Source organism: Lysinibacillus sphaericus OT4b.31 (genome assembly GCF_000392615.1).
GTDB lineage: Bacteria > Bacillota > Bacilli > Bacillales_A > Planococcaceae > Lysinibacillus > Lysinibacillus sphaericus_B.
The window spans coordinates 1,230,961-1,255,759 of record NZ_KB933398.1 but is presented as its reverse complement, the minus strand read 5'-3'; the positions used below and the strand labels follow the sequence as shown (position 1 = coordinate 1,255,759).

The 24,799-nt window shown below is 37.7% G+C and carries 22 protein-coding genes and 1 other annotated feature; of the genes, 9 read left to right on the top strand and 13 right to left on the bottom strand.

Annotation, left to right across the window (positions count from 1 at the left end; translation table 11 throughout):
- Positions 1-24: 24 nt before the first annotated feature.
- The 3 genes from H131_RS05625 (at position 25) to H131_RS05615 (ending at position 2,291) form a co-directional block, all read left to right on the top strand.
- On the top strand, positions 25-819 hold the full coding sequence (locus tag H131_RS05625) for a lytic transglycosylase domain-containing protein (RefSeq protein ID WP_010858111.1): 795 nt from the start codon (positions 25-27) through the stop codon (positions 817-819).
- Between the two features lie 262 nt (positions 820-1,081).
- Positions 1,082-1,489 (top strand): globin domain-containing protein, encoded by a 408-nt coding sequence (locus H131_RS05620; RefSeq protein ID WP_010858110.1) that lies wholly within the window; start codon positions 1,082-1,084, stop codon positions 1,487-1,489.
- Entirely contained in the window at positions 1,482-2,291 is an 810-nt protein-coding gene (locus H131_RS05615) for a DsbA family protein (RefSeq protein WP_010858109.1), read from the top strand. Before H131_RS05620 ends, H131_RS05615 begins: the two co-directional genes overlap by 8 nt.
- Positions 2,292-2,814: 523 nt before the next feature.
- Here H131_RS05615 and pepF read toward each other — a convergent pair.
- The 4 genes from pepF to spxA all read right to left on the bottom strand — a co-directional run bounded on the left by pepF (position 2,815) and on the right by spxA (position 7,771).
- Positions 2,815-4,632, bottom strand: a complete 1,818-nt coding sequence (gene pepF / locus H131_RS05610; RefSeq protein WP_010858108.1) for an oligoendopeptidase F — start codon at positions 4,630-4,632, stop codon at positions 2,815-2,817.
- A 332-nt stretch (positions 4,633-4,964) separates the two neighbouring features.
- Positions 4,965-6,086, bottom strand: a complete 1,122-nt coding sequence (locus tag H131_RS05605; RefSeq protein WP_010858107.1) for a competence protein CoiA — start codon at positions 6,084-6,086, stop codon at positions 4,965-4,967.
- Between the two features lie 186 nt (positions 6,087-6,272).
- A complete protein-coding gene (gene mecA / locus H131_RS05600) occupies positions 6,273-6,941 on the bottom strand; it encodes an adaptor protein MecA (protein WP_010858106.1) in 669 nt (222 codons plus the stop codon).
- 434 nt (positions 6,942-7,375) lie between these two features.
- Complete coding sequence (spxA, locus tag H131_RS05595) at positions 7,376-7,771, bottom strand: transcriptional regulator SpxA (protein ID WP_024362527.1); 396 nt, start codon at positions 7,769-7,771, stop codon at positions 7,376-7,378.
- Positions 7,772-8,255: 484 nt separating this feature from the next.
- Positions 8,256-8,488 (top strand) — a binding site (T-box leader).
- A 158-nt stretch (positions 8,489-8,646) separates the two neighbouring features.
- On the opposite strand from spxA, the gene trpS reads away from it, so the two are divergent.
- Both trpS and H131_RS23020 read left to right on the top strand, forming a co-directional pair.
- Positions 8,647-9,636, top strand: coding sequence for a tryptophan--tRNA ligase (trpS, locus tag H131_RS05590; protein ID WP_010858104.1), 990 nt, complete (start codon positions 8,647-8,649; stop codon positions 9,634-9,636).
- Between the two features lie 11 nt (positions 9,637-9,647).
- The gene (locus H131_RS23020; protein WP_010858103.1) at positions 9,648-9,968 is read left to right on the top strand and encodes a hypothetical protein; all 321 of its coding nucleotides are present in this window, start codon (positions 9,648-9,650) and stop codon (positions 9,966-9,968) included.
- 528 nt (positions 9,969-10,496) lie between these two features.
- Here the strand turns inward: H131_RS23020 and fabF are convergent.
- Both fabF and H131_RS05570 read right to left on the bottom strand, forming a co-directional pair.
- Complete coding sequence (gene fabF / locus H131_RS05575) at positions 10,497-11,738, bottom strand: beta-ketoacyl-ACP synthase II (RefSeq protein ID WP_010858101.1); 1,242 nt, start codon at positions 11,736-11,738, stop codon at positions 10,497-10,499.
- A 30-nt stretch (positions 11,739-11,768) separates the two neighbouring features.
- Positions 11,769-12,707, bottom strand: coding sequence for a beta-ketoacyl-ACP synthase III (locus H131_RS05570; protein WP_010858100.1), 939 nt, complete (start codon positions 12,705-12,707; stop codon positions 11,769-11,771).
- Between the two features lie 939 nt (positions 12,708-13,646).
- On the opposite strand from H131_RS05570, the gene H131_RS05565 reads away from it, so the two are divergent.
- Positions 13,647-13,841 carry a YjzD family protein gene (locus H131_RS05565; protein WP_010858099.1) on the top strand — a complete coding sequence of 65 codons (195 nt, stop codon included), beginning with the start codon at positions 13,647-13,649 and terminating at the stop codon, positions 13,839-13,841.
- Positions 13,842-13,892: 51 nt separating this feature from the next.
- On the opposite strand, the gene H131_RS05560 is transcribed toward H131_RS05565, so the two are convergent.
- Complete coding sequence (locus tag H131_RS05560; protein ID WP_010858098.1) at positions 13,893-16,019, bottom strand: ATP-dependent Clp protease ATP-binding subunit; 2,127 nt, start codon at positions 16,017-16,019, stop codon at positions 13,893-13,895.
- Positions 16,020-16,295: 276 nt separating this feature from the next.
- Between H131_RS05560 and H131_RS05555 the strand changes: the two genes are divergently transcribed.
- Positions 16,296-16,982 carry a Crp/Fnr family transcriptional regulator gene (locus H131_RS05555; protein WP_036131116.1) on the top strand — a complete coding sequence of 229 codons (687 nt, stop codon included), beginning with the start codon at positions 16,296-16,298 and terminating at the stop codon, positions 16,980-16,982.
- Positions 16,983-17,087: 105 nt separating this feature from the next.
- Here the strand turns inward: H131_RS05555 and H131_RS05550 are convergent, their stop codons facing one another.
- Both H131_RS05550 and H131_RS05545 read right to left on the bottom strand, forming a co-directional pair.
- The gene (locus tag H131_RS05550) at positions 17,088-17,396 is read right to left on the bottom strand and encodes a metal-sulfur cluster assembly factor (RefSeq protein ID WP_010858096.1); all 309 of its coding nucleotides are present in this window, start codon (positions 17,394-17,396) and stop codon (positions 17,088-17,090) included.
- Between the two features lie 53 nt (positions 17,397-17,449).
- Positions 17,450-18,214 carry a prolyl oligopeptidase family serine peptidase gene (locus H131_RS05545; RefSeq protein ID WP_010858095.1) on the bottom strand — a complete coding sequence of 255 codons (765 nt, stop codon included), beginning with the start codon at positions 18,212-18,214 and terminating at the stop codon, positions 17,450-17,452.
- A 124-nt stretch (positions 18,215-18,338) separates the two neighbouring features.
- Here H131_RS05545 and H131_RS05540 point away from each other — a divergent pair, with 124 nt between their 5' ends.
- Both H131_RS05540 and H131_RS05535 read left to right on the top strand, forming a co-directional pair.
- Positions 18,339-19,148, top strand: coding sequence for a Cof-type HAD-IIB family hydrolase (locus H131_RS05540; protein WP_010858094.1), 810 nt, complete (start codon positions 18,339-18,341; stop codon positions 19,146-19,148).
- Between the two features lie 80 nt (positions 19,149-19,228).
- Positions 19,229-20,086, top strand: a complete 858-nt coding sequence (locus H131_RS05535; RefSeq protein ID WP_010858093.1) for a DegV family protein — start codon at positions 19,229-19,231, stop codon at positions 20,084-20,086.
- Positions 20,087-20,141: 55 nt separating this feature from the next.
- Here H131_RS05535 and H131_RS05530 read toward each other — a convergent pair whose 3' ends face one another.
- From H131_RS05530 to H131_RS05515, 4 genes are all read right to left on the bottom strand, one after another.
- Positions 20,142-21,611 (bottom strand): alpha-amylase family glycosyl hydrolase, encoded by a 1,470-nt coding sequence (locus tag H131_RS05530; RefSeq protein WP_010858092.1) that lies wholly within the window; start codon positions 21,609-21,611, stop codon positions 20,142-20,144.
- A 417-nt stretch (positions 21,612-22,028) separates the two neighbouring features.
- Positions 22,029-22,397, bottom strand: coding sequence for a YisL family protein (locus H131_RS05525; protein WP_010858091.1), 369 nt, complete (start codon positions 22,395-22,397; stop codon positions 22,029-22,031).
- Between the two features lie 134 nt (positions 22,398-22,531).
- Positions 22,532-23,434: a fumarylacetoacetate hydrolase family protein gene (locus H131_RS05520; RefSeq protein WP_010858090.1), complete on the bottom strand. Its 903-nt coding sequence runs from the start codon at positions 23,432-23,434 to the stop codon at positions 22,532-22,534.
- Positions 23,435-23,531: 97 nt separating this feature from the next.
- On the bottom strand, positions 23,532-24,701 hold the full coding sequence (locus H131_RS05515; protein WP_010858089.1) for a DUF418 domain-containing protein: 1,170 nt from the start codon (positions 24,699-24,701) through the stop codon (positions 23,532-23,534).
- Positions 24,702-24,799 lie beyond the last annotated feature (98 nt).

The window sequence follows — 24,799 nt, the reverse complement described above, 5'->3', positions numbered from 1 at the left end:
CCGAAAGAAGGAGTGACCAACTACTTGGATATCCAATCACTAAAGACTTTACTCGAAATTCAAGCACTACAATCACTAGGTTCTACTGAAAGTTCATCATCGAACGCTCTAACAGACAATAATTCTATCTTTTCTGATATGATTGGCGAATTGCTCGGCGATGCCACAACAGCTAGTAGTGCAAAAATGTCTAGTTTACTCGGTATGAGTTCATCTTCAAACACATCAGATATTATGAGTCAGCTTGGTAATTTAGCTAACGCACCTGGCAATACGTCAAATATGGCTATCCAATCGTTACTATATAAAGGCTCAAATTCAGTCTATGTACCTGCATCTGTTTATACAGCATTAGCAAACACACAATCTAGCACAAAGTTAGATAGCTACGTTTCTGATGATGTTATTGGCTCGACAGCTTATGCAAACTCACTGGCAGGAGCAAGTAGATACGCTTCAATCATTGAAAAGGCCGCAGCTACGTATAATGTACCTGATAAACTAATCGCTGCTGTAATCAAACAAGAATCTAATTTTAATGCTAGTGTCGTAAGCCATGCAGGAGCACAGGGCTTAATGCAATTAATGCCAAAAACAGCTCAGTATTTAGGTGTCACAAATGCCTTTGACCCTGAACAAAATATCATGGCAGGAGCCAAATATTTACGTCAAATGCTCGATAAATTCGATAATGATCCATCTCTAGCTTTAGCAGCATACAATGCGGGGGCTTCCCGTGTGACAAAATATGGTGGCATTCCTCCTTTTAAAGAAACGCAGAACTATGTCAAAAAAGTGATGAATTACTTCACAGCTTAATCGCAGTATCCCTATATTTTCAGTCTTTCTCAGCAAATTTCACCCTTGATGGTGAAATTTGTGCTTTTCTAGCGAAAAACTAATCGAGAGCTCTTTGTTTGTGTAAACGAAAAGACGTTGATAGAATGAAGGTAGTCACAAGAAATTCACATTTTTCTGGTGAACAAATTCAAAATCTATAAAAAAGACAATTTGTCCTGCCAACAAATTGATTCGTACTTTACGATATACTTCATATAAAGAATTAAAGGAGCATTTACCCATGAGTCGAAAATACACTGTTCCTTATGAGGAGCTGGGAGCTGAAAAACTTTCAGAACTCATCCATGCGTTCTATAAAAGAGTCGCTCAGCATCCTGATCTTATTCCAATCTTTCCAGAAGATTTAACTGAGACAGCCCGCAAGCAAATTCAATTTCAAACACAGTATTTAGGTGGACCAAATCTTTTTACAGAAGAACATGGACATCCAATGATGCGTGCACGTCATATGAATTTTGCCATTACACCTGATCGTGCACAAGCTTGGCTCGAATGTATGGCCGAAGCAATGGATGAAGTTGGTTTGGAAGGAAAGTTCCGTGAAACTTATTATCAGCGTTTAGTGTTAACAGCTCATCACATGATTAATACACCTAATGACGATGAGGGGGAATTATTACGTGAATAATATTCAAATGCTACAAGAGCCTACTCACGCGATTTCTACTGCCATTAAGCCAATTGAATTGTATATTTTCGTAGATCCACTTTGTCCTGAAGCTTTCAGTATGCAAGCGATTATTCGCAAATTACAGCTTGAGTATAATCATTATTTCACATGGCGTTTTGTACTAAGCACAGAGCTTTCTTCTCTGAATTGTCTGAGCAAGCGTACGAAAGGCTGTGGATCTGGGATTGAACTCGACATCAACCATCCTGTTTTACCTTCTATTGCCATCAAAGCAGCAGAGTTACAGGGTAAACGTGCAGGCGCACGATATTTGTCCAAATTACAAGAATATGTATTACTGAAACATGAAGATGTAAATTCCTATGCAACTCTCTTAAAAATTGCAGAGGATGTACAATTAGATATGAATGAATTTACTGTAGATTTCGGTTCAAAGGAAGCTGCTCGTGCCTTCCAATGCGATTTATATATTAAACGCGAAATGGAAGTAGATGAAGTACCAAGTATCGTTTTTTTCAATGAGTGTATTGAAGATGAGGGACTAAAAGTTAGTGGTAGCTACTCTTATGAAGTTTACGAGCATATATTACAAGAAATGATGGATGAACAACTTATCCGTCAACCATTACCAACATTTGAAGAATTATTTCTGAAGTACCATACATTATCAACCAATGAGATAGCCTTCATCTATTCATTAACAGAACAATCTGCAGAACGTGAATTAAAAAAACGCATGCTGCAACAAAAAATTGAACGTATTCAAACAGACCACGCTACTTTATGGCGTACTAAATAATGCAATTATACTATTTTTCAAAGGATAGGGACTCAAACACTAGTGATGAGTCCCTATCCTTTTTATATTTAACTTAAGCTAAATTAGTCATAAAAAAATTAGAGGAAGCGCTGTAAATTTCTAAAAGTGCTTACTGAATTCTCACAAAACAATCCTTTATAATCACCCTAACATCATCATGAAAAAATAAAAGAGACGCCACTATCCTCGACAGATAGAGACGCCTCTTTTTCACAAAGGGGATGGGAGAAATGTTCACGTTCAAACAAAGGGGTGTATGTTTGTTTTGTGATTTATTTCACAAGAATCACTTTATCATGGAATAATAAAATTAGCAATGAAACGTGCTCTAGATTCACAAATTTGTCAAATAGAAAGCGATTACAGTACAGTATTTTTTCAAGATGGATACTTTTATCCATTTAGAAATCTAAGAAAAACATTAATCTTTAAAAATATTCATGGCCATATTTTCAACACCGCATAGAAAATGGCTGTAGTAAACTTACTACAGCCACACAAATTAATTATTTAACAATAATTTTTCTAATTCATTTAAACGCTCTTCAAATACTTTACAAGCATCATCAATTGGTTTTGCTACATTCATGTCAACACCTGCTGCTTTTAATACTTCGATTGGGAAGTCTGAGCAGCCTGCTTTTAGGAAGTTATTAATATAACGTTCTACAGCTGGTGTACCTTCTTCTAAAATTTGCTTACTTAATGCAGTTGCAGCTGATTTTCCAGTTGCATATTGGTATACATAATAGTTGTAGTAGAAGTGTGGAATACGTGCCCATTCTAAGCCAATTTCTTTGTCTACCACCATATCCTCGCCAAAGTATTGTTTATTTAAATTATAATAAACTTCCGTTAAACGTTCTGATGTTAAGGACTCTCCATTTTGATCCATTTGATGGATTAAATGCTCAAACTCTGCAAACATTGTTTGTCGGAAAACTGTACTGCGGAAGCCATCAAGCCAATGGTTTAATAAATAAATCCTTTGTTGAGGATCTTCAATTGTTTTCAGTAGATAATCATTTAATAGCTCTTCGTTACATGTGGACGCCACTTCCGCCACGAAAATAGAATAGTCTCCATAGACAAACGGCTGATTATTTCGCGAGTAATAGCTGTGAACACTATGGCCAAACTCATGCGCTAATGTAAATAAATTATCTACATTATCCTGCCAGTTCATTAAAATATAAGGGTTAGTACCATATGCACCTGAAGAATAGGCACCACTACGTTTCCCTTTGTTTTCTTTCACATCTACCCAGCGATTATCCAAACCACTTTGGACAATGCCCTGATATTCCTCACCAAGTGGTGCTAAAGCCTTCACTAAAATGTCCTTCGCTTCGTCATATGGCATTTTCATGTCGACTTCTTTCACAAGTGGTGTGAATAAGTCCCACATATGCAATTCTTCTACGCCTAACAACTTTTTGCGTAAGGCAATGTAACGCTGCATAACTGGTAAATGCTTGTGAATTGTCTCTACTAATTGATCGTATACATTTTCGGGAATAAAGTTATTTGACATTGCCGCATGACGGGCAGAATCATAATTACGAATACGTGCACTTACATTATGTTTTTTCACATTGCCTGTTAATGTAGACGCAAATGTATTTTTAAAATGACCATATGTCTCGTACATTGCTTTAAATGCCGCTTCCCGTACAGTGCGGTCTTTACTTTCTAAGAACTTAATATAGTTACCATGTGTAAGCTGAACCTCTTCCCCATCTTCATTTTTCACTTTTGGGAAGACCATATCCGCATTGTTCAACATACTAAATGTATTCGATGCTGTACCTGTTACCTCTGACATTTGGGCAAGAAGTGCTTCCTGCTCAGCAGGTAACACATGCGGACGTGCCATGGTAATCTCTTTTAAAGATTGCTTATATAATTGTAATTCCTTTTTTTCCGCTAAGTAACTTTCAATTGTTTCTTCACTTAATGACAAAATTTCCGGCGTTAAAAACGATAGGGCAGCTGAAATATTTGTTGCTAACGTTTGGATACGGCTATTCATATCTTGATAAAAGCTATTTGTTGTATCTTGGTCGTAACGCATATGAGCATATGTGTAGAGCTTCATAGTGCGCTGGTAAATTTGATCGTAATACGTTAGGACTGCTAATAAGGCGTCTGCACCATTTTTTAAAGTACCTGCATAACTTGGTGCCTGTTTTGCAAATGCTGCGACTTCTTTTAATTCCTCTTCCCACTGTGCATCTGTTGCAAAAATGTCCTCCAAGCGCCAAGTTAACTCTACTGGTATTTCATTTCTCATTAAAAGCTGATTGCTGTTACTAGCCATATGCCAGCCCCCTCTATATGTTAGTTTTTCCTGTACTCTCATATTTTCTCAGTATATTGTGGCAATTGCAAATAAAGTGACCCTATTATTGGTAGAGTAATTTATGTTAAATTGAACCAACTAATTACTTACATAATATTGGCTTCTAAACCTAAACATTGTGCTCCCATTTCGTTATACTGTGACAACTTCAATCAGTGGGGATTTTCTTCTTCCCCACTGATTATTAGTTGAACCAATCGGGCTTTTACGGTCAGTTGTTCGCCCTCCTATTTTCACCTTGCATCTTGATGGATGACTACTGACCGTTTATGTGGGGTACAATGACAACCTTACTCCTCATTAAAATTGAAAAAATGTACATAAACTTGCTCTGTGATATTTGGAAAACTATCTTTGTTTTGCATCCACCTTTCGAACACCTTACAATAATTTTTTACAGCTTGAACGGCGTCACTTGTCACCTCCAAATCAAGCTGATGAAGAAAAAGTTGAATATCTGCATTGCATAATGCTTGAGGATGCAGTTGGCATTGCCTACAAAAATGATGTAAAATCGTCTGCCATTCGAGTGAAAAAATTGGAATTGCTTCTGCATTTTTAACAGGTATACCAACATAAACAGGCATTGCCTCGAGTGAATAGCGTAGCTCATAACAACTTCGGAGAAAAGTATCCTGCACGCCTTTTTTACTACGTAGTAATCTTTGATATACATACTGCGCACAAATCTTTTTATAGAGCTGCCAGTAACGATAAAATGCTTCTTTTGTTACTGGCTTCGGAACATAAAACGGAAATTGCTGTTTTTCAATAGGTAGGTACTGTAGTTTCGCTATAAAAGTATGCCCTTGAACATAAAGAAGATTCGTCCAATAGTTAAACCTCGTTGTATGCGCATCATATGTCAATAAATAGGGCAAACCCTTATAAGGATAGGTGATAGCTTGTTGTATGATAGGAGGAATAGTAATTTTGAGTGTGTCCTGTGAGGTAAGGTTTTTCTTTGGTGTTTGAAAAAGCCACAGTGCTTTGATATGGATACTTTCATAACCTGCTGTGCGCAACTGCCATTTTTCAAGAGAAAGTGCGCTACATTGGAACTCAATTGCTATTTGATGATGCTCTTTCGTTACAAGTATATCTGGTCGTTGAGATAGCCTCTTTATAAATGGCTCCAACTCTACTGTATGACCAAGTTTCTTCAGCCATTCGAACAATTGAACCTTACCTTGTAAATGAAGCATAGATTCACCTTCTGCAAATAGCTGTTCACAAACCTGATTCGCTATGTGTGCGAAATGTGGGATATTGACAGTACCAATTTTCAACTGGACAGGTTGCTGACATTGTGGGCAAAAAAAATTTGAGTTTCGGCGAAATAATTGTAATGCTTCTCTTGTATGTTGATATGAGATAAAAGGCTTACCATGCTCTGTGTGGGCAATTAGCATAAAATCGTCTCCTTTTTATCCCATTATAAAATGTCATCTCGCTCGCTACAAAAAAAAAATCGGCTTTTTTGCCAAATTCGATTTTTGCATTGCTAATCGTCATGCGCTCTACATGCAAGCCAGATACGCACCCTGAAAACAAGCCATACAAAAAAGCCTCTGGATATTCTCAGAGGCTTGAATCATTTAGCTAAAATACTTGCGAATAGTTTCAAAGCAATCGTACTCCATAATCATATCGCCGTATTCTTCGAGGCGATGAATTGTGAAATTTGATGGGCTTAGAAATTCTTTAATGACCGCATTTTTGTCATGGCGATTTAAATCGTCATCTGCATTCGTGAAGTCTACAACTAGATAATACCAATCTTCATATTTGAATAATGAGGAATCCACTAGTTCATCTGTCATGCGTTTTGCAACAGGGATTAACTCATCAATATCTTTAAATTTATAAACATAAATATCTGTATCCATAAATAATTCTGACTCGTCAATGTCACCGAATTGAGTTAGTTGACTGAGAAGATCGTCTCCAACTTCATCAAATGGGGCAAACATTTCTTTGTGTTCATCAAAATGCGAATGACCATCTAATGTTTCACCGTCTTTTAATATGTGTGCACGTGTGACAATGATTTCCAAGCCAACTTCAGACGCATTGATGTGAATCCAAATCGGACCTTCTACATCAAAATAATCCTCTGTATTTACTTCATCAATCATATCCCAAAAAAGTTGTTCACCCTTTGCTCGGTTGTACCAGATTTCTTCACGACTATAGCCGCGATCCTCTATATCATTGTACGTTATAAAGAGCTTGAGTGTATTTTCATTTACACGTTCGATGTCCACTAGACTTCATCTCCCTTCACTGTCATTTGTCGAAAAACAGTATTATTTCATTAGTATGCTTTGATTCATTGTTTTTAACCTTCATACTCCCTTGTTTTTCAACCTTTGACCACACCACAATTAAAGCGTCGAGCAACTGAGATCTTTGTATTTACAGTTCACAGTTGTCTCTAATTCTATTGTATGCTGTTCTTTCATAAAATGAAAAGGATATACACCGTTTCACAAAAGATATTTGAATTATTGAAATTGTAGTAAACTATTTGGCTAAAATCAAGTTTAACATACTTTTACGGAAATATATGACTTTTTCCTATTAAATATTATATCCTGTACAGGAGGTTTTTACATAAGTAAAGCACAAAAAAATAGATGTCACAACATGCTTTTTGCATTTGCAACACCTAATACATTATATGCACAATAGGGAGATATTAGTTCACCATACGCTGTGCTTCTTGTAATTGATAAGCACGAACTTTACGTGGTAAGAATCGACGAATTTCATCTTCGTTGTATCCCACTTGTAAACGTTTTTCATCTAAGATTATTGGACGTCGTAATAATCCAGGATATTCTTGAATTAACTCATATAAGCGCTGTAATGGTAAGCTTTCTACATCAACATTTAGTTTTTGGAAAATTTTAGAACGAGTTGAAATAATTTCATCTGTCCCATCCTCTGTCATGCGTAAAATTTCTTTTATTTCACTAATGCTTAACGGCTCAGAAAAAATATTTCGCTCTGTATACGGGATTTCGTGTTCCTCCAACCATGCTTTCGCTTTTCGGCAAGACGTACAACTAGGTGATGTAAATAAAGTTACTATCATACTGACACATCCTTTCTGATTGTAATCGTTATCTATAAAACAGTTTGTTAAATTAGAATTAATGTAATGTAAATCTACATCTCCATTATACAGCACTCTGCTGTATTTGAATATAGTTCCAATGAAAAAAAGAACAACCATATTACAAAATATTCTGTCTATTTATATGGCTTTAAATAGGCTATTTATATGAAATGTATACCGTGAACTACTAATAATATTCCCACTTATCAGCGTTTTTAAACATTCATTTATTACAACTACTTGTTCTCGGTTGTTCTCAGTTAAAAAACATAAACGAGAATAATGTCAATTTCACGTGTACAATTGGGACGTATACTTAGTAATAAAGGTTGCTTCTTTAACAAAAAAACACAGCATAACCAGCATAAAGTTTTTTTCAAAAAAAAAACACCGCTAAAAGTCTGATTTTTATATGCTTGCAATTAGTTAACTCTTTATAATATAATTTTTGCAATAATTAAAAACGCTGACGAAGAGTAGTACAAATGCATTGTGCACGTTTAGAGAGTCTGTGGTTGCTGCAAACAGATCGTGTACGCGTTTGGAATGGACTTCCGAGTTAGTTTTGCGAACGTTCAAGTACGTGTACAATTGACTACTAGCAAAGCTCGTCCCTTCACGTTACGAAGTCGAGTGGCCTTTTTGGCAAGCTGGGTGGTACCGCGGATACTAACATCATTCGTCCCTTCATTAGAAAGAACTAATGAGGACGCATGATGTTTTTTTATGTTCTTTAGTATTCGTTCGGGCACTCTACTAGGTAGTACGATGGCTATCCGTCCATGATCAAAAAATCTTGATTGTACCCGGGCTAAATTTATTTGCTAACTCGAAGGAGGAAATTTATTTTGACAACTATTTTTTCAGGCGTACAGCCAACAGGAATTGTTACATTAGGGAACTATCTTGGAGCATTCAAGCAATTCCCTGCATTACAAGATGAAGGAAATGCAATTTATTGTATCGTTGACCAGCATGCCATCACGGTCGCACAAGACCCTAAAGAGTTGCGTAAAAACATTCGTAACTTAGCTGCTATGTATATAGCAACTGGTATCGACCCACAGAAATCCACTTTATTCATCCAATCAGAAGTGTCTGCTCATGCACAAGCAGGCTGGATTTTACAATGTGTTGCATCTATTGGGGAATTAGAGCGTATGACTCAGTTCAAAGATAAATCACATGGAAAAGAAACTGTTTCAGCAGCTCTTTTAACATATCCACCGTTAATGGCCGCAGATATTTTATTATACAATACTAATATCGTCCCTGTAGGCGATGATCAAAAGCAACATATTGAACTTACACGAGATCTTGCAGAACGTTTTAATAAACGTTACGGTGAAGTACTTACTATTCCTGAAATTCAATTACCAAAAGCAGGTGCTCGTATTAAATCATTACAAGAACCTACGAAAAAAATGAGTAAATCTGATCCAAATACAAAAGCAACCATCAAGCTATTAGATTCTGCAAAAGATATTGAGAAAAAAATTAAATCTGCCGTAACTGACTCTGATGGTATTGTGGCATTTGATGTTGCAAATAAACCTGGTGTTTCAAATTTACTGACGATCGAATCAGCAATTTCAGGTGTATCTATCGACGATTTAGTAAAAAAATACGAAGGTATTGGCTACGGTGGCTTCAAACAAGGTGTGGCCACAGCAGTTATCGACCATCTGACACCAATACAAGAGAAGTTCTACAATCTCGTAGAATCAGCTGAATTGGACATCATTTTAGATGAAGGTGCAGAGAAAGCAAATAACATTGCCAGTGCTACATTAAAACGTATGGAAGAAGCAATGGGCTTAGGCCGCACGCGTCGCTAAGAGGTTTGTCTATGTCTATGTTCTGCGAATATTGTAAAAAGCCAATACACACGCTTATTTTAGAAGGAGACTTTGGTGCTGATCCTCTATGGTGTGGTCAGTGTCTGGCAAATTTGGAATTAGAAAACCTTCCTTTAAATGATGCTTTGCTAGCTGAGTTGACCTCATGGATGTGCAACTTTGGTGAATGGATCGATCTTGAAATAGATTCATTCGTCGAAGGTAAGGAACATTTAGCCAAAGTCCATGATGACCAAGGTACAATCTTGGCCCAACAGGTAGCATCTGCACTCGGAATTAGCGTGACATTCTCTCCTTATCTTTCAGACTAGGATGTTCGCTCAAAACCAAAGTCAAGTACAACACCGCATAAAACAATGCAGGCCCCAATCGCCAAGTAAAACTCTGTGGTATGGACCATGAATTTAAAAACAACAGACCAAGAATAACCGAGAGTACGATAATTCAAGTACAAAATCAAATTTCCTATTGAAAGTATCATTAAGCCATAGCTCATTAAAAATAAAAAGAGACGGAACAAGTAGATGGCATCCTTTCTATTTCTTCTTATTTATCATCTATTCAAAAAAATAATAAAAAATACATGAGCCTGTAGACAAACCTGAAGAATTTCTAGTTTGCTACAGGTTTTTTTTAATAATAGGATGAGTGAGCGTGTTGTTTTTCATAAGCACATGTCTTCCACAAGGAAGTGGTGAATCTCTTCCCTCAATAGGCAAGATGGTTCGTCCATGGAAAGCAAGTGGCTTTTTGCGGACTTGATGATGCTTCCTTTATATTGTAAAAAAGCCTGCAACCAAACTCTTTTACCCGAGTTTGTTTACAAGCTGACGTTTTATTTATTCATCATATTTTTTTAATAATAGGCTAGCATTGTGACCGCCAAATCCAAGAGAGTTACTCATTGCATACTCTATATTTGCCGCTCGCGCTTCATTTGGCACATAATCTAAATCACATTCAGGATCTGGATCTGTTAAATTGATTGTTGGTGGTAGGATTCCCTCTTGTAACGCAAGTGCTGTGAAAATCGCTTCAACACCACCAGCTGCGCCTAATAAGTGACCTGTCATTGATTTTGTAGAACTCATCGCTAGTTTGTAAGCATGATCGCCAAAGGCTGATTTTACAGCCTGCGTTTCAAATAAATCATTGTATGGTGTACTTGTTCCGTGCGCATTAATATAGCTCACTTGTGAAGGTTCTACACCCCCATCAGCTAATGCTTGCTTCATCGCACGTGCTGCACCCTCGCCTTCTGGGGCTGGGGCTGTAATATGGTGGGCATCACCAGTTGATCCGTATCCAAGTACTTCGGCATAAATTTTTGCACCTCGAGCTTTTGCATGCTCATACTCTTCTAAAATAACAATCCCCGCACCTTCACCAATAATAAAGCCATCGCGATTTTTATCAAATGGACGTGAAGCTGTTGTTGGGTCTGTATTTAAAGACAAGGCTGTATTTGCACAGAAGCCTGCAACTGCCATTGTTACGATTGGAGACTCTGCACCACCCGAAATCATTACATCTGCATCGCCTCGTTCAATTACTTTAAATGCATCACCAATTGAATTTGTTCCAGAAGCACAAGCCGTTACAGAACAAGAATTAATGCCCTTTGCGCCGAAATGAATCGATACTTGACCTGATGCCATATCTGGAATCATCATCGGAATAAAGAATGGACTTACACGTCTTGCTCCACGATCTTGGAACGTTAAAAATTGTTGTTCATACGTTTCCATACCGCCAATACCAGAGCCAATCCACACGCCTGCGCGCGGTGCTAATTCTTCGTCAATTGTAAGCTGTGCGTCTTCCATCGCCATGATAGAGGCTGCTAATGCATAATGTGTAAAGCGATCCATTTTACGGGCTTCTTTACGTTCAATATACTTTTCAATATCAAAATCTTTTACTTCAGCGGCAATTTTAGCAGCGAATAGATCTTTATTTAAACGTGTTAACTCGCCCACACCAGATTTCCCAGCTTTAATGTTTGCCCATGTTTCTTCGATGCTATTCCCTAGTGGTGTAACTGCGCCAATTCCTGTAATTACTACTCGTCGTTTACTCATTGTCTTACTCCCCTCAAGCATTTATCGTTATTATTTTCCCCATCTCATTGCAACGGCACCCCAAGTTAAGCCACCGCCAAAACCAATAAGTACTAGTAAGTCACCATCTTTTATTTTACCTGCTTCAAGCTCTTCTACCAATGATATGCCAATAGATGCCGCCGATGTATTACCATATTTGTGAATCGTTTTCGACATTTTTTCAATTGGTAAATCGAGACGTTCACGTGCAGACTCCATAATTCGAATATTCGCTTGATGTGGTACTAAAAAGTCCACATCTTCTTTTGTTAAACCTGCTTTATCTAACACATTCAAAGCAGATTCGCCCATTTGGCGTACTGCAAATTTAAAGACTTCACGACCATTCATGGCAATCGTCTGTTGCTGTGTTAAATAAAGATTTTTACCACCTGTGCCGTCAGCTCCAAGCTCAAAAGATAAGATACCTCTACCTTCTGAAACTGGGCCAATAATGGCAGCACTTGCACCGTCTCCAAATAACACAGCCGTATTACGATCTTCCCAATCAAGTACTTTTGACAGCTTTTCAACACCTACTACTAAGACATATTTATAAGCATTTGATTCTACAAATTGCTTGGCTGTCACTAAACTATATATAAATCCTGCACAAGCCGCTGCCTGATCCATCGCCGCTGCATTTACTGCACCAATTTGCTCCTGAACCATACATGCTACACTTGGAAAATTTTGATCTTGTGTTACAGTTGCTACAAGTATTAGTCCTATTTCCTCAGGCATAATACCTGCTTTCGCAATAGCATCTTTAGCAGCAGCTACTGCCAAATCCGAAGTTTCCTGATTCTCAGCAGCAAAATGGCGTTCTTCAATTCCTGTACGAGTTCGAATCCATTCATCTGACGTGTCCATAATTTTTTCTAAGTCAAAATTCGTAACGACTTTTTCTGGAACGTATCTGCCTATCCCTATAATACCTGCGTTCATATAGCTACCCCTCTGCTTTCTTACTATCAATTATTAGTAACTGGTCATAATTATAACTCATAATGAAGGAAGGGTGCAAGATGAATTAAAATTAATGCCTTAAAACTAGTGTTATCAAGTGCCTAGTCGTTATGCTTTTTTCTTTAACAAGGCAATGCTAAAAAGAAGCATATTTTGGGAGCTTATGGCTGAAATTATAAATCAAAAATCCGATAACAGCTATTAATGTAAAAAGATAGCTGAGTATAAACAAGGCTATGGAAAACGGCGGCTTTGCCCGCGGAAAGCGATGCGGATTTTTTAACTCACTATTCTACGATTCAATCTTATAGCGCTTTTTCGCTAAGTCTTTGAATCTTTCCGTTTCTTGAAAAGCTGCTTGCTCTTCAAATGGTCAACGTAAAACAACTTTTGATTTTAATAAAGATGCCGGTATGTTTATCTGTCTAGCTGGACATATGGTGAAACGATAAAATTAGTTGATTGGAGTACAGGCGGCGACTCCTTGGTGGATTAGTGATCTGACCCCAGGAAAGCGTCCGCTGTAACGGAAATCAACGGCATCGAAGAAAAAGCCATGGCAGAAACGATTAATCGTTTCCGCCATGGCTAAAATTTATTTTATGCACTTTTTCAGTGTCCTCGTAATACTACATGGTGATAAGTGTCACATTGTTGTGACAAAATCGCCATGATTCTTTAAACTCTCTAATATTAAGTCCTCCGCTTCAAAACATAGAGAAATCAAGCGTTTCAATGGGAGATCAAGCACGGCTAAAAACCCACTTGGGTCAACCTATCATCGGTGGAGAAAGTACACCAACGATTAAAGTTCACTTTATCATAAAAGGTTCTTTTTTTTTCGTCTTATGGTATGATATGATAATGTATATGTAGTAAAACTTATGCTTTTAAAAAGTTCGGTTGAGGTGAAATTTAATGCAATATATCGTTACATTCGTATGGTCATTCCTACTAGTTTCAATGTTGAACTATGTAGTAAGTTCTGTACTTGGTGTACCATTTGATTTCCAAACAGGTGCTATCATTTCAGTTGTGTTCTCAGTACTAATTTTCGTAATTGGTGCAATCATTCCAAACGAGCCAACGCCAGAAGCTGCAGACCATCACTAATCAAATCCTAAAAAAACCTGTCTCGCCTCAAGCGAAACAGGTTTTTTTCTATTATTTTTCCACGATACAGTGGCCATCAAGCATTTTTACACGCAATGCTTCGCCTGGTAAAACTTCACCACGTAATAATTCCTTCGCAACAGCTGTTTCAATGTATCGTTGCACGAAACGTTTTAATGGACGCGCACCAAATTGTGCATCTGCACCTTGCTCCACAACCCAATCAATAACGTCTTTTTCTACTTCCAAAGTTATGTCCTGTTCTGCTACACGTTTGACAAGCTGTTCAACGTATTTCCAAGCAATGGCTGTGAAATGCTCATCTGATAAAGCATGGAAAAGGATAATATCATCCATACGATTCAATAGCTCTGGTTTAAAATGCTGACGTAGTGCAGACATCACTAAATCTTCAACCGCTACATCATCTTTTTTTGCTTCCATTAAGTAACTAGAACCAATATTAGATGTCATAATCACAACTGTATTTGTAAAGTTGACCATTCGACCTTGACTATCCGTAATGCGACCATCATCTAAAATTTGCAGTAAAATATTGGCTACATCGGGATGAGCCTTCTCAATTTCATCCAGTAATACAACTGAATACGGATTACGGCGAACAGCTTCTGTTAATTGTCCCCCTTCTTCATAGCCAATATAGCCTGGAGGTGCACCAACAAGACGTGACACGCTATGCTTCTCCATATATTCACTCATATCAATACGGATAAAATGATCTTCAGAATCAAATAACTGTGCAGCTAGTGCCTTTGCTAGCTCCGTTTTACCAACACCAGTTGGTCCTAAAAATAAGAAGCTACCAATCGGACGATGTGGATCTTTAATACCTGCACGAGCACGCCATACCGCTTCTGTTACAAGCTGAACAGCTGTGTCCTGCCCCACTACCCGTTCATGTAGCGTATCTTTTAAACGCAGTAATTTTTCTCGTTCCCCTTCAACTAATTTTGTAACGGGAATACCTGTCCACCGAGACACGATCGAAGCTATTTCATCTGCAGTTACTTCCTCGCGTAAAATACGGACCTCTAATCCATCTTCTAACTGTTTTTCCATATCTTGAATTTCTTTTTCAAGTGTAGGGATTTTTCCGTGACGTAATTCTGCTGCTTTATTCAAATCATATTTACTTTCAGCTTCATCTAAATCACGACGGTATTTGTCGAGTATTTCACGTTTTTTCTGAATACCATGAAGTGCATCTTTTTCAGCTTCCCACTGCTTACGCATCCCCTCAGAGGATTCTTTTAGTTTGGATAATTCGTCTCGTAATTGCTCAAGACGTTTTTTACTTGCCTCATCTTTTTCTTTACGTAGTGCTTGCTCTTCAATTTCAAGTTGCATAATACGACGTGTCACTGCATCTAATTCCTGTGGCATCGAATCAATTTCCGTACGAATCATTGCACAGGCCTCATCTATTAAATCAATCGCTTTATCAGGTAGAAAGCGCTCTGTAATATAGCGATTGGAAAGCTCTGCTGCCGCCACAATGGCACGGTCATGAATACGTACAGCATGATGTAACTCAAAGCGTTCTTTTAAACCGCGTAAAATGGATACCGTGTCTTCTATAGATGGTTCACGCACTAGCACCTGTTGGAAACGACGTTCTAAAGCTGGGTCTTTTTCAATATACATACGGTATTCGTCTAATGTTGTAGCACCGATACAATGTAACTCACCACGAGCCAGCATCGGCTTCAACATATTTCCTGCATCCATTGCACCATCTGTTTTCCCTGCACCAACAATCGTATGAATTTCATCGATAAATAAAATGATACGCCCTTGTGATTCTTTGACTTCTTTCAATACACCTTTTAATCGTTCTTCAAATTGTCCACGATAACTAGCTCCTGCTATTAACGCACTCATATCAAGCTCATACAAGACGCATTCTTTTAACCCCTCTGGTACATCACCTTTCACAATACGTTGAGCAAGCCCTTCTACAATCGCTGTTTTACCAACACCTGGTTCACCAATTAATACCGGATTATTTTTTGTTTTTCGCGTTAAAATACGAATAACATTACGAATTTCTTCGTCACGGCCAATAACTGGATCCATCTTGCCGTTTTTTACTTCTTCAATTAAATTACGTCCAAATTGTTCTAATGGTTTTTTATTATCCATTTGTTGAAATTGCATCATTAGCACTCCTTTTCAATTATGTTTGGCGTAATCATATTCACCATTCTATTTTACCGAAAATGTTTGACCTTTTTTGACTAACTTAATTTTACAACAAACGACAAGCTCAAGCAAAAAATTAGCACTAAAAATTTTCCCCTTACATAGAGAAGATTACGTTATAATAATGATATGTTTCGTTGTTTTAGTATATCGGAATGATTAATCTACCATTCTTTTGTAATACAGTCACTTATTACAAAAAGAAAGAGATGTGTGTGAGTTATGGTATTAATGGATGATTATCAAGAGAAAATTCATGCTCTTTTTAAAAAACACGGAGTTTTTATAAAAGTGAATAAAGAAAGTAAAATTTTTTTAGAAGGCGAACGCGCAAAAGAAATATATTATATTAACACTGGTGCCATTTCGATTAGTCAGGAAACTGAAAGTGGAAAAGAATTAACAATACGAATTTGTGGTCCTAATAGTATTATTGGGGAGGGGTCATTATTTTGTAACCTTACGTATCACTCCATGACTGCAAAAGTATTAGAGCCATCTACGTTATACGTCCTTAGCCGTAAATCGTTGGAGCAATTATTAATGGAACAACCTAATTTAATGGTTGAATATTTAAAATGGCTACAAACTGAAAATTTAAAGCATCAAAGTCGTTTGCGTGATTTAGTATTAAACGGTAAGAAGGGTGCTTTATTTTCAACGTTAATTCGTTTATCTAATACCTATGGAAACATATTAGAAAACGGTACGATTTTGATCGACTTTCCATTAACAAATTCAGAAATTGCTAATCTGTGTGCAACAAGTAGAGAAATGATAAATCGTATGCTAAATGATTTAAAAAAGCATAATATTTTATCCTTTGAAAAAGGATATATTACGATTCATGATTTACAATTTCTCAAAGATGAAATCGCCTGTGAAAATTGTCCATTACAAATTTGCCGAATCGATTAATCCGTTATACAACAAATTCCCACATGCAGGGTGCAGTGGGAATTTGTTTTTGCGTACTCTATTTAGTACCAAAACTAGCTACAAATACATTGAGCTAAAGTCTTATTAACGTACGCCTAATGCCAATTTTGCGTATCGGGACATCTTGTCTTTCGACCAAGGTGGATTCCACACAATGTTAACATTAGTACTTTTTACTTCTGGTAGTTCGTTTAATGCTGTATTTACTTGGTCAACAATAACAGGGCCAAGTGGACATCCCATTGATGTCAGCGTCATTGTGACTGTTGCTAAGCCCTCTTCATCTAATTCAACATCATATACTAATCCTAAGTTGACAATATCAATACCCAGCTCAGGGTCAATTACATTTTCTAATGCACTTAACATACTGTCTTTCATATCTTGATCCATCTGTATTTCTCCTTCCATCACAGTGTTAACTTCATCATAGCAGATGCTACTTATTATGCCAAATGCTGCGCAAGCCATTCAGTCGCTGCTAGCATACCATCACGAGTTACAGCATGACCGGCTTGATTGTCAACGAAGAAATTCAACTCTTCTGGTTTCGTTTCATAATACGCACGTAATTTTAAATAGAAAGTATAGGTATCTTTAAATGGCACAGTTTTATCTTTTTTACCATGCCAGAAAAATACCGGGCGTTGTGCAAATTTTTCTGGTGTTAAGCTTATATCATACTTCGCTAATTGCTCATTCGTTTTTCGTACTTCTTCTTCTGACATCGGCCAATTTAAGCCACTTTCAGCAAACTGTTGTAATTGATATGCGCCTAATTCTATATAGCAAGGTGCGCCCATGCATATCGCCGCTGTTTGTATCCAATCATAAAGCTTTAAGCATCCCGCTGTGACAATTCCCCCCATCGAAGTACCAGCCACACCAATCTTATCATTCACTAATAGTTGTTTATTCTTTAACTCATTATATAATTGCTCTACTTCATGAATAGAATTTAAGACAATATCCCAAAAGTGTGAATTCATTTGCATCTCTGTTAAGCCTTCACTTCGATCACCATGTAATTTTGCGTCTGGTAATAGGACACGCACCCCTTTATTGACTAGCTGATATGCATAATGTAAATTATGTTCTTTTGCACTCATAAAGCCGTGCAAGAAAATCACGACTGGGGTTTCTTCATTCATATCGTCTGTATGTATATGTAATAAAGGAATATTTCCCCACACTTCTCTCTCTGTATACATTTTTGTCACTCCCAACTTTTGTCTCTTCTTTTTATGTTAGCAAACTTTTTTCTACATGACAAAATTTTGACGAGAAGGTGACAAAGCGATACTATTCAAACATATAGGAAAGGGGCAACATGCTATGAAACCGCATTTGATTGTTTTAGATTTAGATGGGACGTTATTAACGGACCAACAACAAATTTCAGCGAAAACTAAAAAAACATTATTGCAGGCAAAAGAACAAGGACATCAGGTGATGATTGCCACAGGTCGTCCTTATCGTGCAAGCGATATTTATTACCATGAGCTCGGTCTGACAACTCCCATTGTTAATTTTAATGGTGCTTACGTTCACCATCCAAAAAATATGGCTTGGCAAGCAATGCATACACCGATTGATTTAAGCGTTGTGCGTGATGTCGTTGATTCAGTGAATAGTTATGAATATGAAAATATTATTGCTGAGGTGATCGATGACATTTATGTCCATACACCGGATGACCGAATTTTAAATATTTTTAACATGGGCAATCCTAAGATTACACTCGGTGATTTATCGACGCATTTGCAGGATAATCCAACAAGTCTACTTATCCAAGCAAATGAAGTCAATTCAATGATTATCCGTGATCATTTACAAGCAGTTCATGCAGAGGTTATTGAGCATCGTCGTTGGGGCGCACCACTACACATTATTGAGATTGTCCGACGTGGCTTAAATAAAGCAGTAGGACTCTCACATGTTGCGAAAGATTTAGGTATCCCACGTGAGCGAATTATAGCCTTTGGCGATGAAGATAACGATTTGGAAATGATTGATTTTGCAGGCATTGGTGTCGCAATGGGCAACGGCATTCCGTCCTTAAAAAACATTGCCAATGAAATTACTACGACCAATAACGAAGATGGTATCGCTAAAATACTCATTGAACGCTTGAAATTATCATAGTTACGTAGTAAGCTCGATTGACTTTCCATTTTTTACGGTTTAAATTTGGATGAAGACAGTTTATTTAGGGGGACAAGATAATGAAAATTTTTACTGATAGTGGATGTGATTTACCGAAGTCTTACTATGAAGAGAATGATGTCGTGCTACTGCCATTACGCGTGCATTTAAACAACAGCGAATATGATGATGTCATTGCCATTGATTGTAAGGAAATTTACGATGCTATTCGACAAGGTGCCCACCCAAAAACGTCACAAGTGTCACCAGAACTCTTCCTTAAACACTTTGAAAAATTAGCACAAAGCGACGAGGAAGGCGTTTATATCGCTTTTTCATCGGAATTATCAGGTACATACAGTACTGCCTTGATGATTCGCAATCAAGTACTTGAACAATATCCATCGCTAAAGCTAACAATCATTGATTCTAAATGTGCTTCCTTAGGTCACGGATTAGTGGTTGAAGAAGCGGTTCAACTTCGTAAAACTGGTGCCACATTGGAGGAACTGGAAACAAAATTAACTTCACTTGCTTCACAGATGGAGCATCTTTTTACAGTAGAGGATTTAGACTACCTTGCAAAGGGTGGCCGTGTATCTAAGGCCAGTGCATTTCTTGGTGGACTCCTTAGTATTAAGCCAATATTAAATGTTGAGGACGGTAAACTTGTACCAATTGAAAAATCACGTGGACGTAAAAAGGCCATTACACGTATGTTAGATTTGATGCAACAACGTGGTGGTAATTTTTCCGACAAAATTGTCGGCATTAGCCATAGTGATGACCTAGTCTTTGCCAACGAAGTAAAAGCAGCCATCCAGGACAAGTTCGCACCAAAAGCAGTTCAAATTACAATGATTGGTTCAGCCATTGGCTCCCATGTAGGGCCAGGCACAATTGCTATTTTCTTTTCAAATAAAAGCTACCAAGCTTAATGTAAAAATCCCTCCACGCTCGCCAAATTGGCCGTACTGGAGGGATTTTCATTGGTTAATTTGTAACGTCTTGTTCCTGGCGACGTTTTTTACCTCGTTTAATAATAACAACTACAAATCCTATAAATATTAGCCACACTAATCCAAGTGCCACCATATAGGGAATATTTAAGCCTTTATCTTCTTTAACTTGATAGATCTCTACCATTTCTCGGTCTAAAATAACTGGATACACGTCTTTGTCATTAATACGAACTTTTTCTTGATGCAATATACCATTGAGCATTTTACCCTCACCAAGCTGAGCCGGTGTAAAATCAACGCGTTGTGTTTTACCAGTATTGTTTATCATGATGACCCATTGTTCTTCATCAGATGTTCTTGTAAATACAAGTAGACCATTTTCATTTGTAATGACCTCAAAATCGCCATTACGTAATGCCGCAGATTTATTTCTTAAGGATTGTACATTTTTTACGTAATCAATTAATTCTTCATCCGTTTTAAAATTATAAAATTGATGAGTATCGGGTTTCGCTTCCCCGTTCATTGCAATTTCTGAGCCATACTGTACAACTGGTATTCCTGGCAACATAAATAGAGCACCCAACGCCATTTTTAGTCGAGTTGGTGGGAACATATTTTCAGACGCAGAGTCAAATGTAAAACGATGTGTTTGAAGTGAATCAATCATAATTTGCGTCGGTTTGTCGCTTGAAAAAGGTTCCATTAGCTTGGAAGAATCCATATCAACATTTTTAAAAATATTACGGTAAATATCTGCTGTTACAGGTGAGAAGTTCGCATCAAAATTCGCATCACTTTCTTCATTTGCAATCACATATAATGAATCTTTCGTGCCTTTTAACGCATCAATTAGCGCATTGATAAATGCTGTATCAGCATCAGCAATATTTGTTAAACGAATACCACCAATATTATATGTAGAGGCGAATTCTGTTGCCGCCTCAATCAGGGCGTTTTGTACATCTTTGTTTGTTAAATCCCATTGTACTTGACCATTATTTGTAGAGGCGATCCAGTCCTGTTTTACTGCGTCCTTTGCCCACTCATGGTTTGGGCTTACATTGTTTAGAGGAAAATCAACCATGATCGACATATTATTCGCTTTATAGGCCTCAATAGCACTTTGGAATTCTTCTGCTGTCCCAAAATGCTCTTCTATTGTCGTATAGCTTGTTGGCATCGAGCCATCATACACGTCTGTAGAGAAAATTGTCCCAATGGAGACGATTGTATACCCCATCTCTCCGATAAATTTTAGTTTATCTTGGAGCCCAGTAAAGTCACCACCAGCAAATTTCGAAGGGTCTTGCGTATTTGTATCAAAATCGTTAGTGCCCGAGCCATTAAAGAAACGGTCAACGAGTAAATCATAGATGCTTTCTTGTGCAATCGTTCTTGTTTGTACTTCATCTGCATGTGCTACTGGTAATGCTCCAAACAATGAAGTCGCCAGTAAAAGCGAAGCAGCTGTCGCACTTATCCACTTCTTAAATTTCACTTTTATTCCCTCTCTTTCAAACCAATCCATCGTCATTTTACCAAATAAAACAGTACCGTCGCTATCATTTCAAAATATTTTCCCGAATTGCAAAATGAATTACGGCAAAAAGGTGTCAACTTTAGTATTCTTCGCGGTCTAACGTGAGCAGTCATAAGCGACAACTAACACTAACTACGCTCTATTTGATGCTCATTTCAGCTCCACATTGGCCCGCCGGAGCGGTTGTTAGTTGTAGCTGAGCGTTACCGCGGTTGAACCGAGCGATTGTCTCTTTTTACCTGAGCGTTTCTTCGGTTAACCTGAGCTTTCTTCACTCGCCCTCAGGCAATCTGCCACCTAAATTGGGCGATACGTACCTGCCTTTTAAACAATTAAAAAGCCGTGAAGCGAAAACTTCACGACCTTTACGAGCAATTACGCAAGGAAATTAATGTTCATTGGTAGTTTGAATCCTAAGAACAGCGTGATGAATAAAAACACTGCGAATAAGATCCAGAACATGCCTGTTGGTTGGTTTTTCTTTTGGCGAACTAATACCATTTCCATCATACCGATGACTAAAATACCAGCGATAAATTTGAAGCCGTATAGCATACCTTGACCATAGCCCATTGTATGGATGAATAATGCCCCGCCAGAAATAATAATTAGAATGTAAAATAATCGTAATGCCATATGTAAGCCTTTTGATTGCTTGCCGCTAAGTGCTGCAATGAAAAAGATTACGAGACCCACTACCCATGTCGTAATGTGTAGATGTGTTGTATTTGTTAAAAAATCCATTTGTGTCCCCACCTCATTCTTTTTCTATCAAACTCTATCCTATCATGAGGTGGAAATGGTTTCAAATATTACAATTGCGTTCACCAAATATACTAAAAAATCCGCGGAGCATCGACTCACGCGGATTTGAATAATTATTCGAAATGGTTCACTAATGTTCCAATTCCTTGGATAGATACCTTGACAGTATCGCCCGTTTTTAAAAATTGTGGCGGGTTCATGCCTTTACCAACACCCGCTGGCGTACCTGTTAAAATAACATCTCCTGGCTCTAATGTTACGTGTTGAGATAGGATGGATACTAATGTTTCTACTGAGAACATCATATCTTTAGTCGTACCGTTTTGACGTACTTCATCATTCACTTTTGTTACGACAGTTAAGTCTTGTGGGTTTGGAATTTCATCTTTTGTGACAAGATATGGTCCAAGTGGGCAAGTTCCATCCAAGCTTTTGCCTAAGAAATATTGCTTATGTTTATCTTGCAGATCACGTGCTGTAATGTCGTTGGCGATTGTGTAGCCAAACACGTAATCGTATGCTAAGTTTTTAGGAATATTTTTACCTCGTTTACCAATCACGACTGCAAGCTCCCCTTCGTAGTCCATTTTAGATGAAAGGTCTGCATGAATCGCTATCGTTTGGCCGTCAGCAGCGATAGCAGTTGGTGATTTTGTAAATACCATTAACTCTGTTGGAGCTGCTTCTGCGCCCATTTCTTTTGCATGCTCATTATAGTTTTTACCAATACACATAATATTTTTGGGTGTACGAGGAATTGGCGATAACCATTCAATCACCGTAAATTCACGTTTAAAGCTATCCGCGCGCTCTGATTTTTCAGCTGCTTCTACTAATTTACGAATCTGTTCAACAAAATCAAAGCCTAAAGCAATACCATCGACGATTGAATTTGAAAAAGAAGGGAGAACTTGAAGTTCATTTTGAATAGCGAGTACATCCCATACTGCTTCTTCTTTTTTTACTTTCGGTCCAAAACTTACATGTCCACCTAATTTGAATGATAAAATTTTCATGATTTAAGAGCTCCTTCTTTTTTCTACATGATACAACAATATGATCTAAATTACCTTAATTTTGCGATAACATTTTTTCACTGCATAAAAATCGTAACTAATTGGTGTCCCCCGGCTTCACTTTATACGTTATTTTACGCCAAATTGCTTCTAACGGACCCTGCTTCCATTTTGATAGCCAGATTTCAGCTAAAACCATTTGAACAACAATTATGCCGATTGCGATTAACACACCTGTTGCGACACTGACCTTGCCATACCAACCAAATCCAAATTGATAAAATAAACATGTCCCAATAATGGATTGTAATATGTACATAGTTAACGACATGCGACCAATTTTGGCAAATGGACTAAGCAACTTTGGTACAAGCGGAATCATGCAAAGTAATACAATCAATCCAATATAACCAACCGACAAAATCGGCCCACCCATATACACTTTTATATAGTCCAGTAAATACGTACGAGTGTGGAGAATAGGCATGCTCTTCACAAAAATACCAATGGCCAGTCCTGCTATCGCTAATGCCAGCCAGAGCCATTTTAGCTCCTTTGCACGCTCTACTAAATGCCATTTAGAAGCAGCCGCTCCAATAAGCATATACGGTAAAATGGTAAATAATGAGGCAATCCACATGCCAACCCCAGCCTGTACGGATAGGTCTGATAGTCGTTGCATAAAAGCATCTAACCAATTACCTGCACCATAAGCAGTTATCGCTTTTTCAACCGCAGTAATATTTAAATACGTATCGATTTTCGTATTAAAGTTTATATAGCCTACTATAAACAACATAAAAACATGCATGAAACCGTTAATAATTATTCCGATAGACAATAACCACATGGGATGCAGACGAAGTAATAACAATAAAAAGACGCCACAAAATGCATATGTCATTAATATATCGCCCCACCAAATCAGTACAGCATGCACAAGACCGAACATAAATAATACAACTAATCGTCGTAAGCTCGTACCATAAAAGTTTTGCTCACGGCTTTGTGCTTTCTGCCATTGCATGGCTAGACCATAGCCAAACAGCATAGCAAACAATGGGTAAATGCTACTCTGAACGTAAATATCTAGATTTTGTTGCCAAACCATATCAGAAGGTGTCGTAAACCACGACCCCAAATCAATGTGTGGCATTGGCAAATAAAAGGCATACATATTTACGAGCAAAATACCTAGTAAGCTAAACCCACGTAAAATATCTAATGTTGCGATACGTTCTTGCAACATTGTTGGTTTTAAATCCACAAAATTGCCTCCTCTTTCAAACACACTTCCCTTAATATTACGCTATAGTGAAAAAACAGCCCATTACTTTTTTATAATGGACTGTTTTTATCTTGGGA

Coding starts and splice junctions, on each gene's coding strand:
- fabF (WP_010858101.1), bottom strand. CDS start 11,738: ATGAGTAAACGACGAGTAGTAATTACAGGAATTGGCGCAGTTACACCA.
- H131_RS23020 (WP_010858103.1), top strand. CDS start 9,648: ATGTCTATGTTCTGCGAATATTGTAAAAAGCCAATACACACGCTTATT.
- H131_RS05525 (WP_010858091.1), bottom strand. CDS start 22,397: ATGGATTTTTTAACAAATACAACACATCTACACATTACGACATGGGTA.
- H131_RS05545 (WP_010858095.1), bottom strand. CDS start 18,214: ATGTATACAGAGAGAGAAGTGTGGGGAAATATTCCTTTATTACATATA.
- H131_RS05535 (WP_010858093.1), top strand. CDS start 19,229: ATGAAAATTTTTACTGATAGTGGATGTGATTTACCGAAGTCTTACTAT.
- H131_RS05555 (WP_036131116.1), top strand. CDS start 16,296: ATGGATGATTATCAAGAGAAAATTCATGCTCTTTTTAAAAAACACGGA.
- H131_RS05520 (WP_010858090.1), bottom strand. CDS start 23,434: ATGAAAATTTTATCATTCAAATTAGGTGGACATGTAAGTTTTGGACCG.
- H131_RS05605 (WP_010858107.1), bottom strand. CDS start 6,086: ATGCTAATTGCCCACACAGAGCATGGTAAGCCTTTTATCTCATATCAA.
- H131_RS05620 (WP_010858110.1), top strand. CDS start 1,082: ATGAGTCGAAAATACACTGTTCCTTATGAGGAGCTGGGAGCTGAAAAA.
- H131_RS05565 (WP_010858099.1), top strand. CDS start 13,647: ATGCAATATATCGTTACATTCGTATGGTCATTCCTACTAGTTTCAATG.
- H131_RS05570 (WP_010858100.1), bottom strand. CDS start 12,707: ATGAACGCAGGTATTATAGGGATAGGCAGATACGTTCCAGAAAAAGTC.
- H131_RS05550 (WP_010858096.1), bottom strand. CDS start 17,396: ATGGATCAAGATATGAAAGACAGTATGTTAAGTGCATTAGAAAATGTA.
- H131_RS05560 (WP_010858098.1), bottom strand. CDS start 16,019: ATGCAATTTCAACAAATGGATAATAAAAAACCATTAGAACAATTTGGA.
- pepF (WP_010858108.1), bottom strand. CDS start 4,632: ATGGCTAGTAACAGCAATCAGCTTTTAATGAGAAATGAAATACCAGTA.
- H131_RS05540 (WP_010858094.1), top strand. CDS start 18,339: ATGAAACCGCATTTGATTGTTTTAGATTTAGATGGGACGTTATTAACG.